Genomic DNA, 11,331 nt, shown 5'->3' with positions numbered 1-11,331 from the left:
CAAGGGCATGGACTGTCACAGGCGTGGCACAGGCTGCCGCTGTATCTTCCGCCAGACCCCTCACCGGAGCCTCACCGATGCCTCGCGCCTTCCGTCTCGGCGTCCTGTTCGTGTCCGTCGCCCTCGCGTCCGCACCGCTTGCCGCGCAGACGGGCGAAGCCCTCCTGCGCGAGATCGGCGGCACGCCGACGGAGATGAACCCGTCGTTCCGCGCGCCAGCCAACCTGACCTACCGAATGGCCTGGCACGTCACGGAGGCGCCGGCCGAGCCTGGCGGCATCGCCGCGGGATTCCGCAGCCCGCCGAACCTGCTCCGCCAACTCGAGACCAACGGCGTCCCGCGCAGCAACATCAAGATGGCCGTCATCGTGCACGGCACCGCGACGCCCTCGCTGCTCAACAATGCGGCGTACAAGGCACGCACCGGCGCCGACAACGGCAGCATCGCGCTGCTCACGGCCCTCCACGAGGCCGGGGTGCAGGTCATTGTCTGCGGGCACGCACTGGTGAATCGCAATGTGCCCCGCGACCAGTTGCTGCCGTTCGTGCAGGTCGCGACCACGGCGACCAGCGCGCACGTGATCCTCTCCGCGCAGGGCTATACGATCTTCACGCCCTGATGCGGCGTGGCGCGGCGCACCTCAGGGTGCGCCGCGCGCGCCGGGACGCAGGTCGTCGCGCACGGGGCCGAGGATCGCGCGCGCGACGAAGATGAAGCCGAGCAGCACGAGCACGCCGATGCCCTGCCCGCGGATCGGCGTCATTCCGAGCTGGCCGATGCAGAGCCACGCCACGAACGCCCAGATCATCGGGCCGATGATTGCACTGAACCGCCCGACCATCCCGTAAAGTCCGTAAAACTCACCGATGCGGTCCGGCGGGGTCAGCCGCAGCATCAGCGGCCGGTCGGCACTCCAGATGCCCCCCAGCGACACGCCGGCCATTGACGCCACCACGAACAGCGTCTGCCATGGGAGCCCGAGCAGTCCGACGGCGGCCGCCATCGCGAACGTCGCCACCCACAGCCACAGCACGTAATCGAGCGTCCGCTTGGGGCCGCGACGGTCCACCAGCTGCCCCCAGACGAATCCCCCGACGACCGCGAACGAGATTGCGACGAACATCACAAGCAGCGCCGTACGTTCCCCTCCCTCCTCCGACTGTCCCGACGCCACCACCACGTTCACCGTGTACAGCATCATTATGTTGATCACGGTGTTGATGGCGTCTGTGTAGAACACGCGCCCGACGAGAAACCGAATGAGACCCGGATACTCCTTGCCGCCACGGAGCGTGCGCAGGGTCTCAGCCGTGCTCTCCCTGATCATCGCCAGCGAAAAAACCGGCCGCGGATTGGGGTTCCCCCGCTCCTTCACCCACAGGAAGCAGGGGATGCTGAAGAGCAGGAACGAGACCGCGATGGCGGTGAACACGAACGGCTTCTCCTCCGACTGCGGCAGGAAGCCGAGCCCGACGGCGACGAACGAACCGAGATACCCGATGCCCACCCCGATGCCGCTGATGCGCCCGCGGTTCTCCTCCGTCGTAACCTCAGGGAGCAGGGCGTCGTAGAACTGCAGGCCCGCCTGATACGCGGCGTTCGCCAGCACGAACGCGAGCATGGTGACCCAGTATCCGCTGCGGGCCAGCGACGCCGTGAGTCCCACGCACACGATGGTGCTCACCACGAGGAACGGCATGCGGCGCGGGGCCCGGTCCGTCATCGCACCCAAGAGCGGCGAGATGACGAAGATGATGCCCATGGAGACCGCCGTGATGATGCCGTAGACGGTGTCGGCCCGGTCGGCACCCACCTGCTCGCGCACCCACAGCGAGAAGTACAGCGAGACCACGCCCATGGAGAAGATCGTGTTGGCGAGGTCGTACAGGATCCAACTCCAGACGGCGCGGCGCGGGATGGCCTGCGGGGGGAGTGTCATGGAGGGAATGTGCGGCCTGCGCCGATACTCGTCTAGCGGCCCCTTACCCACCGTTCAATAGACGGCCAGATTCCTATGGCCTTTCCGTCCTAGGCCGTCGGACCACCCTCACCCCCGTTCGTGACCGTCGACCACCAGCTCACCAGTCTCGCGCGTACGCTGCGGCGCACCTCTCGGTGGATTGCCGGCAGTGTCGCGGTGGCGAGCCTGTGGTTCCTGCTCCTGTGGTTGCGTGGGAAGGGTCTGGAGATCGCCTTTTCGGGCGCCCAGGTCCCCACGGCGCCGGCCACCGCGCTCGTCGCGCTGCTCCTCGCGCTCGGCATCATCGCGCGCGCCCGGCCGCATCAAGAAGATCCATCCCTTGCGGCAGGTCTCCTGCCGGCAGTGGCCCTCGCCCTCGCGCTGTCGTTCGGGATCGCGTATGTCGCGGGCGTGGAGCTTGTGCTCGAGCGGTGGCTCGCCGGACCGGCCCTGATGCGTGACGGTGTGCCGCTCGGCCGCATCTCAGTGATCACGGCAACGCTCTTCTCCGTCATCGCGCTCGCGCTGCTGGTGGGCCAGTCGCGGCGCGCCGAGTACGAGGGCGCCATCGCCGCCATCGCGCTCTCCGCGTCGTTCGTCATCCTGCAGGGATACGTGCTCGGGGCGCCATTGCTGTACGGCAGCAAGACGATTCCCGTCGCCGCACCGTCGGCAATACTGCTCTGGCTCCTCGCCCTTGCCACGCTGCTGCGCACCGATCCGACGCACTGGCCGCTGCGCGTACTCCTCCCCACGGGCCGCATCGGCGTGCTGCCGTCGCCGCGGAACTTCGTGTGGCTCGCGCTCCTCTTCGCCGCGGTGGTGGGCAGCTCCGGCTACTTCTGGTACGTCTCCCAGCGCGAGGAGGCCGAACGCCGCGCGGTTGCGACGTTGCGTACCGTCGCCGACCTCAAGGCCGGCGAGATCGCGCTGTGGTACGAGGGCATTCGCACGACGGTCATGGCGCTGAGCAACGTGCCCATCGACGCCGCTGTCCTCGCGGCGGCGCGCGCCCCGGGGTCCGACCAGCGGCGGCAGACCTTGCTCGCGTGGATTCGCGCGCTGCGGACGGAGAACGACTTCGAGGTGGTCGCGTTGGTGAGCCCGACGGGGGAGCGGCTGCTCTACGATGCCGCTCCGGATGCCCGCCCCGTGACATTGCTCGACACGCAGTATCGGACGCTGGCCGGGGACTCGGTGCACGTCACGCCCGTGTACGCATCGGGCGCGGCGATCCGCCGCACGTTCTGGGTCCCCTTGCACGGCGGCGGGACCGTGCGCGGCGCGCCATCGGCGTGGGTCGCCTTCATCGTCGCGGTGGACCGCGCCCTGTACCCGCGCCTCGCCGACTTCCCCGCTGAGTACCGCACCGGCGACTTCTCGCTTTGGCGTGTCGAGGCCGACTCCGTCCGGCTCCTCTCGCTGCCGCAGGATGCCGACATCAAGCCGCTTGCGCTGACGCTGCCGCTCGACAGCGCCACGCAGGCGGATGTCTTCGATCCGCTGAACTCCGAGGCCGGTTACGAGGGCCCGGGATTCACCGCCCAGACCATCCGTGCCGTGCAACGGGAGGTGCCCGGCACGCCGTGGCAGTTGGTGGCGAAGGTCGATGCCGACGAACTGCGGGCGCCGGTGCTCGCTGCCGCGCTGCGCGCGACGGCCCTCTCGCTCTTCTTCCTCATCGGCGCCGCCGCGCTGACCTATGCGCTGTGGTACCGCCGCGACCTCGCCCGTGCGCAGCGTGAGCTGACGCTGCTCGACTTGCGCGAGCGCGACCGCAAGGAGATCGAGGCCTCCGAGCAGCGCTACGCCCGCGCGATGCGCGGCACGACCGACGGCCTGTGGGACATGAACATGGTCACCGGCGAGGCATACGTCTCTCCGCGCTGGCGCGAGATCGCGCGCATCCCCGACGAGTCGGCCATCAAGTCAGAGTCGGACTTTCTTGACTTCATCCATCCGGACGACGTCCCACTCCAGCAGCAGGCCATGCGCGACCACTTGGAGCGTGGACTACCCTACGACCTCGAACTGCGCCTCCGGCCCCAGCCGGACTTGCCCACGCGCTGGATCCGGACCCGCGCCGAGATCGAGCGCGACGCCGACGGGAACCCGATCTGGATGTCGGGTGCCATCACGGATGTCACGGCGCGACGCGCCACCGAAGCGGCGCTGCAGCGCACCGCCCGACTGCTGCGCGTGCGCACGGCCGTCAATCAGGCCATCGTGCGTGCCGAGGACGAGGACGCACTGCTGCGCATGATCTGCGAGATCCTCGTGCACGACGGCAGCTACCGCATGGCCTGGATCGGCCGGCGCGACGACGATGCCGAGCGGCATGTCACGCCCGTCGCCATCGCCGGCGAGGAGCGGGGCTACCTCACGGAGAATCCCGTGACCTGGGGCGACGACCCGCGAGGCCAGGGGCCCACCGGGCGGTGCATTCGCAGCGGCCAACCCCAAGTGGCCCAGCGCTTGCTCACCGAGGCCAACTACGGCCCATGGCGGGAGGCCGCCAGGCAGCGAGGACTTGAGTCGTCCATCTCGATCCCGCTCATCATCGACGGCGCGATCTTCGGGGCCCTGATGATCTACGCCGGCGAGCCGGATGCGTTCGTCGGCGACGAGTACGACTTGCTGACGGCACTGGCGATGGACGTCGCCTTCGGCATCGGCGCGCTGCGCAACGATCGATCGCTGCGCGAACAGCGCGAACAGCTCACCCTGTTCCGTCAGGCCATCGATCGCTCCGCCGATGCCATCTTCGTGGCCGATGTGGCCACCGGAAAGTTCGTGGACTTCAACCACGCGTGCCTGCATCAATTGGGGTACACCGCCCAGGAACTTGCCGCGGTCGGGCCCTCGGACATCGTCGTGGACCTCGACGCTCGCGGCGGACTGCGAGCCGTGGCCGATGGTGTGCGCGCCGCAGGCGGCATCGTGCGCACCTCGCTGCATCGGCGCAAGGACGGCCAGGAGGTGCCCGTCGAGGTCGCCCTCTCCGTGCTCGACCTCGGCACCCGCACGCTGGTCCTCGGCATCGCCCGCGACATCTCCGACCGCCTCAAGGCGGATGCCGACCGCGACGAGCTGCAGCACATGCTCAATCGCGCGCAGAAGATGGAATCCGTCGGCCGCCTCGCCGGCGGTGTCGCGCACGACTTCAACAACCTGCTCACCGTCATCAACGCAACCGCCGAGCTGGCGCTCAGCGAGGTCCCGGCCGACAGTCCGCTGCGCAACGACCTGCAGGAGATCCGCGCGTCCGGCGAGCGCGCGGCGGCGCTCACACGGCAACTCCTCGCCTTCAGCCGGCAGCAGGTCCTCAAGCGCGAATCGCTCAATCTCAACGACGTCGTCTCGGGATTCCTCACCCTGCTGAGCCGCGTGCTCGGTGAGGACATCCACGTCGAGGTCCGCCTCGGCCGGGAAGTGCCGCACATCCACGCCGACAAGAACCAACTCGAGCAGGTGTTGATGAATCTCTGCGTGAACGCCCGCGATGCCATGCCGCGCGGCGGCACGCTCACCATCGGCAGCGGCATCGCAGAGGTCGACGAAGTGCACGCCGCGCGCCGCGAAGGCATGACACCGGGTCGCTATGCCACGCTCTCGGTCACCGATACCGGCATCGGCATGGACAAGGCCACGCAGGCCAAGATCTTCGAGCCGTTCTTCACGACCAAGGAGACCGGCCGTGGCACCGGCCTGGGGCTCTCGACGGTGTACGGCATCGTCAAGCAGAGCGGCGGGAGCGTCTACGTGTACTCGGAGCTCGGCGCGGGAACGACGTTCCGCATCTACTTGCCGATCACCGAGGATGAGGCCGCCGAGCACCCCTCGGGCAAGCGCGCCGCGCCGACAACCGGCCACGAGACCGTCCTCATCGTCGAGGATGAGGAATCGATCCGCATGGTCGCCCGCCGCGTGCTGCAACGCGCCGGCTACACCGTGCTCGAGGCAGAGTCGGGCGCCGCGGCGCTCCAGCTCCTTGCCGCGCACGAGGGGCCCCTCCACCTCGTCATGACGGACCTCGTGATGCCGGGCATGAGCGGCATCGAGCTGGCCACCGAGCTTAGGCGCCAGCGGCCGGGGCTCAAGATGCTCTTCACCTCCGGCTACTCCGCCGAGGCGGTCTCAGATCAGTTCGTCCACGAGGGCGAGTGGAACTTCATCAGCAAGCCCTACGGCCTGCGCGAGCTGACCAACGAGATCCGGCGCGTCCTCGACAGCTGAGTCAGGCCCGCGCCCCTTGGAGCATCCGATGCTCCACCTTGTGCATCGCCACGTCCGCCGCCGTCTTGAGGCTGGCGAAGAGCAGCAACCCCACGGTCCCGCCGAGCATCGCCCCGAAGATGATGGTCAGGTGCATCGGCACGATGCGGATGTAGGGCACGAACATCAGCGTGCCGATGTTGGGCCTGCCGCGTAGGTCTGCCGCGACGTGCTCGCGGTGCGACTCGCCGTGGCTCACCAGGAAGCCCACCAGCGTCGCGCCGTACCAGAACGGTGCCCAGGGACTCGGCGCGTCGGCCGTTGCCATCACCTCGCCCATGACGCCCGCGGCGGAGAACGCCCCGAGGAACATGAAGTACACGAGATGGAAGAAGCCATAATGCAGCAGGAAGAACGTCCACACCTTCCGCCGCGTCTGCGGCGTGGGATCGACCGCGGCCCCGTTGATCTTGAAGTTGTCCGTGGCGAATCGCTCCAGCTTCTGGATGCGTCGCATGGCGTAGTAGCCGATCACCACGCTCTGGATCCAGTACGGCCACATGAGCATCAACATGCCGTCGCCGGAGACGAGCGCTCCGATGGCCACGAACACGTTCATGATGATGATGCCGCGCACCGCGGTGTCTGCCGGGCGCCCGTCGAGGTGGATGGCCATGGCTAGAGCATAGCCGCCCAGTGAGGCGCGGCGGAAGGCGGCACGCTGGTGAGAAAAGCGAACGGGGGAGACCGGCACCCTGCCGGTCTCCCCCGTCTCCCATCGACGCCTGCGCTTACTCCTCGTCGGGCAGCGGCGCGAGCAGGCTCGCGTCCGCCTCCGCCGGGTTCGCCAGGAAGCTCTCCGGCAGGGCGCCGAAGCCACCGAACTCCTGCGGCGGCGCCGGCGGCGGCTCGATGTCCATATCCACGTCCGAATAGCGGTACATGCCCGTACCGGCCGGGATGAGGTGACCGATGATGATGTTCTCCTTGAGGCCGAGGAGGTTGTCCTTGGCGCCACGGATCGCGGCATCGGTGAGCACGCGGGTCGTCTCCTGGAACGAGGCGGCCGAGATGAACGACTGCGTGGTGAGTGAGGCCTTGGTGATGCCGAGGAGCAGCGGCTCCGACGTCGCCGCACGCTGCTTCTTCTTCTTGGCCTTGTCGTTGGCGTCGCGGAACGCCGCCTTGTCGACATGCTCGCCCTCGAGGAACTCGGTGTCCCCCGACTCCACGACGCGCACCTTCTGCAGCATCTGGCGCACGATCACGCCGATGTGCTTGTCGTTGATCTTCACGCCCTGCAGGCGATACACCTCCTGCACTTCGTTCAGCAGGTACTCCTGCACCGCGCGCGGGCCCTTGATCCGCAGGATGTCGTGCGGATTCACCGGCCCTTCGCTCAAGCGGTCGCCGGCACGCACGCGGTCACCCTCGTGCACGCGGAGGTGCTTGCCCGACGCCACTTCGTACAGCTGCGGCTGCTGCGTCTCGTCCAGCGAGCCGGAGCTGTCGATCGGGTGCACGAAGATCTCGCGCTTGCCGCGCTTGATGTCGCCGAAGCGCACGACGCCGTCGATCTCGCTGATCGTCGCCGGGTCCTTCGGCTTGCGGGCCTCGAAGAGCTCGGCCACGCGCGGCAGGCCGCCCGTGATGTCGCGCGTCTTGTACGCCTCGCGGCTGATCTTCGCGATCGTCTGGCCGGCGGCGATCTCCGCCCCGTCCTCGACGATCAGCTGCGCGCCCACCGGGATCACGAAGTCGCGGACCTTCTTCTCCTTGCCGCCCTTCGACTGCCAGATCTCGATGTGCGGGTGGAGCTTCTTCTCGCGGTCTTCGATGACGACCGTCTGCCGCAGGCCGGTGAGCTCGTCGAGCTCCTCGGAGATCGTCTCGTCCTCCACGAGGTCCACGAACTTCAGCGTACCGGACACGTCCGCGATGATCGGGTTCGTGTACGGGTCCCAGGTGAAGATCGGATCGTCCTTCTTCACGTCCTGGCCGTCCTCGACGGTCAGGATGGCACCGAGCGGGACCTGCAGGCGCGCCATCACCGGCGCGTGCTTGTCCCGCGTCGCGCGGATGAACAGCTCGCCCTCGTACGAGGTCACGATCTCCTGGCCTTCCGGATTCGTCACCTTCACGAGGCGGTCGCCGAACTCGACCACGCCCGCCACCTTCGACTTGCGCGCCGTCTGCTCCGCGATGCGGGCCGCCGTGCCGCCGATGTGGAAGGTGCGCAGCGTGAGCTGCGTACCCGGCTCGCCGATCGACTGCGCCGAGATGATGCCCACGGCCTCGCCCAGGTCCACCATCTGCATGGTGGCCAGGTTGCGGCCGTAGCACATCCGGCAGAGGCCGCGCTTCGCCTCGCAGGTGAGCACGCTACGGATCTTCACCGTCTCGATGCCCGCCTCCTCGATCTGCGCCGCGGCTTCCTCGAGGATCATCTGGCCGGCCTCGACGAGCAGCTGCGGGCGACCCGCCTCGTCCAGCAGCTGCGGATCGACGATGTCGTCCGCGGCCACCGTGCCGACAATGCGCTCCGACAACGGCTCGATGATGTCTTCGCCTTCCTTCAGCGCGCCGATCTCGAGGCCCATCACCGTGCCGCAATCCTCCTCGGTGATCACCACGTCCTGCGCGACGTCGCAGAGACGACGCGTCAGGTAGCCGGCGTCGGCCGTCTTGAGCGCCGTGTCGGCCAGGCCCTTGCGGGCACCGTGCGTCGACGAGAAGTACTCGAGCACCGAGAGGCCTTCACGGAAGTTCGACTTGATCGGGTTCTCGATGATCTCGCCGATGCCGCCCGTCAGCTTCTTCTGCGGCTTCGCCATCAGGCCGCGCATGCCGGCCAGCTGGCGGATTTGGTCGCGGCTACCACGCGAACCGGAATCGAACATCATGAACACGGGGTTGAAGCCGCCCTGCGACTCGCGCATGCGCTTCACCATCGCGTCCGCGATGTCGTTGTTGGCGTGCGTCCAGGTGTCGATCACCTTGTTGTAGCGCTCGCCGTTCGTGATGTTGCCCGTCTGATAGGCCTTCTGGAAGCGGTTGACGCGCGCCGTCGCCTCCTCGAGCAGCGTCTCCTTCTCCGCCGGGATCTCGAGGTCTTCGATCGCGATCGACACGCCACCGCGGGTCGCGTTACGGAAGCCGAACTCCTTCAGGCGATCGAGGAACTGCACCGTCTCCGCCAGCCCCGCCTTGCGGTAGGACTCGAAGACGAGTTCACCCAGCGCCTTCTTCTTCATGTCGCGGTTCTGGAACGGCAGCGCCGCCGGCACGATGCCGTCGAACAGCACGCGGCCCGCCGTCGTCACCGTCCACGCCTTGCCACCCTCGTTCGTGCGCGCGAGGTAGCGCACCGGCGTCTGCACGTGGATCTGGTGCAGGGCCAGCGCCATCTCCACCTCGGCCGCCGAACCGAACGACCGCAGCTTGGCCGCCGCCTTCGCGTCCTTCTGCAGCGCCTCGAAATCCGCCGGCGCCTTGGTCGCGAAGTAGCAGCCGAGCACGATGTCCTGCGACGGCTCCGCCACCGGACGGCCGTCCGACGGCTTGAGGATGTTGTTGCTCGACAGCATCAGCACGCGCGCCTCGAGCTGCGCCTCGTACGACAGCGGCACGTGCACGGCCATCTGGTCACCGTCGAAGTCGGCGTTGAACGCCGCGCAGACGAGCGGGTGGATGCGGATGGCCTTGCCTTCCACCAGCACCGGCTCGAACGCCTGGATGCCCAGGCGGTGCAGCGTCGGCGCACGGTTGAGCAGCACCGGATGGTCGCGGATGATCTCTTCGAGGATCTCGAACACCTCGGAGGACTCGCGCTCCACGATCTTCTTGGCGCGCTTCACCGTCTCCGCGATGCCCTTCTCCACCAGCTTGTGGATGATGAACGGCTTGAAGAGCTCCAGCGCCATCGCCTTCGGCAGGCCGCACTGGTGCAGCTTGAGCTCCGGGCCCACCACGATCACCGAGCGGCCGGAGTAGTCCACGCGCTTGCCGAGCAGGTTCTGGCGGAACCGGCCCTGCTTGCCCTTCAGCATGTCGGACAGCGACTTGAGCGGACGCTTGCCGCGGCCGCGGATCGCCTTCGAGCGACGGCCGTTGTCGAACAACGCGTCCACCGCCTCCTGCAACATGCGCTTCTCGTTGCGCAGGATGACTTCCGGCGCGCGGTGCGAGATGAGCTTGGTGAGGCGGTTGTTGCGGTTGATGACGCGACGATAGAGGTCGTTCAGGTCCGACGTGGCGAAACGGCCGCCATCCAATGGCACAAGGGGACGGAGGTCCGGCGGAATCACCGGCACCACGTCCATGATCATCCATTCCGGCTTGTTGCGCATGCCGGAGTGGTCGCCCGAGTTGCGGAACGCGTCGACGATCTTGAGGCGCTTGAGCTGCGCCTTCTTCTTGTGCTGCGACGTCTCCGTCACGACCGAAGCGCGGAGCTCCTCGGCCGTCTTGTCGATGTCGAGGCGCTGCAGGAGCTCGCGCACCGCCGGCGCACCGATGTCGGCCTTGAAGGCGCTGTCGCCGTCTTCCTTGGCCTTCGCCTTGAGGTAGAGGAACTGGTCCTCGGAGAGCAGCATATTCTGCTCGACGCGGACGAACTTGTCGGATTCCGTCGCGTCAGGGACCGACTCCTGCGCGCCCGGATCGATCACGACGTAGTTCGCGTAGTAGATCACCTTCTCGAGATCACGCAGCGTGAGGTCGAGGAGGTTGCCCATCGGGCTGGGCAGGGTCTTGAAGAACCAGATGTGCGCCACCGGCACGGCCAGTTCGATGTGGCCCATGCGGTCGCGCCGCACCTTCGAGAGCGTCACTTCCACGCCGCAACGGTCGCAGATCACGCCGCGATAGCGGATCCGCTTGTACTTGCCGCAGTGGCACTCCCAGTCCTTCACGGGGCCGAAGATCTTCTCGCAGAACAAGCCGTCCTTCTCGGGCTTGAACGAGCGGTAGTTGATCGTCTCGGGCTTGGTCACCTCACCCCACGACCACCACGAGCGAAGGCCGGCCATCTCCAGCCGCTCGCGCTCCTTGGGGTCCCGGGGGCCGCGGATCTCTTCCGGAGAAGCGATGCGGACCTGGATATAGTCGAACGCCGACGCGCTCTTCTCGCGGACGCTACGGAAATCGATCATGG

At 67.6% G+C, this 11,331-nt stretch carries 5 protein-coding genes; 2 read left to right on the top strand and 3 right to left on the bottom strand.

Annotated elements, in window-relative coordinates:
• Positions 1-77 precede the first annotated feature (77 nt).
• On the top strand, positions 78-620 hold the full coding sequence (locus Strain318_RS03390; protein ID WP_367887123.1) for a DsrE family protein: 543 nt from the start codon (positions 78-80) through the stop codon (positions 618-620).
• Between the two features lie 21 nt (positions 621-641).
• On the opposite strand, the gene Strain318_RS03385 is transcribed toward Strain318_RS03390, so the two are convergent.
• On the bottom strand, positions 642-1,940 hold the full coding sequence (locus Strain318_RS03385) for an MFS transporter (protein WP_367887975.1): 1,299 nt from the start codon (positions 1,938-1,940) through the stop codon (positions 642-644).
• A 120-nt stretch (positions 1,941-2,060) separates the two neighbouring features.
• Between Strain318_RS03385 and Strain318_RS03380 the strand changes: the two genes are divergently transcribed.
• Positions 2,061-6,197 carry an ATP-binding protein gene (locus tag Strain318_RS03380; protein WP_367887121.1) on the top strand — a complete coding sequence of 1,379 codons (4,137 nt, stop codon included), beginning with the start codon at positions 2,061-2,063 and terminating at the stop codon, positions 6,195-6,197.
• A gap of 1 nt (position 6,198) precedes the next feature.
• Here the strand turns inward: Strain318_RS03380 and Strain318_RS03375 are convergent, their stop codons facing one another.
• Both Strain318_RS03375 and rpoC read right to left on the bottom strand, forming a co-directional pair.
• A complete protein-coding gene (locus Strain318_RS03375) occupies positions 6,199-6,852 on the bottom strand; it encodes a DUF6498-containing protein (protein ID WP_367887120.1) in 654 nt (217 codons plus the stop codon).
• A 115-nt stretch (positions 6,853-6,967) separates the two neighbouring features.
• Positions 6,968-11,329, bottom strand: coding sequence for a DNA-directed RNA polymerase subunit beta' (gene rpoC, locus Strain318_RS03370; protein ID WP_367887119.1), 4,362 nt, complete (start codon positions 11,327-11,329; stop codon positions 6,968-6,970).
• Between the last annotated feature and the right edge of the window lie 2 nt (positions 11,330-11,331).

This window comes from Pseudogemmatithrix spongiicola, from assembly GCF_030623445.1.
Taxonomy (GTDB): Bacteria; Gemmatimonadota; Gemmatimonadetes; order Gemmatimonadales; family Gemmatimonadaceae; genus Pseudogemmatithrix; species Pseudogemmatithrix spongiicola.
Note: the sequence above shows the minus strand (reverse complement) of the source record. Positions and strands in the feature narration are given on the sequence as shown.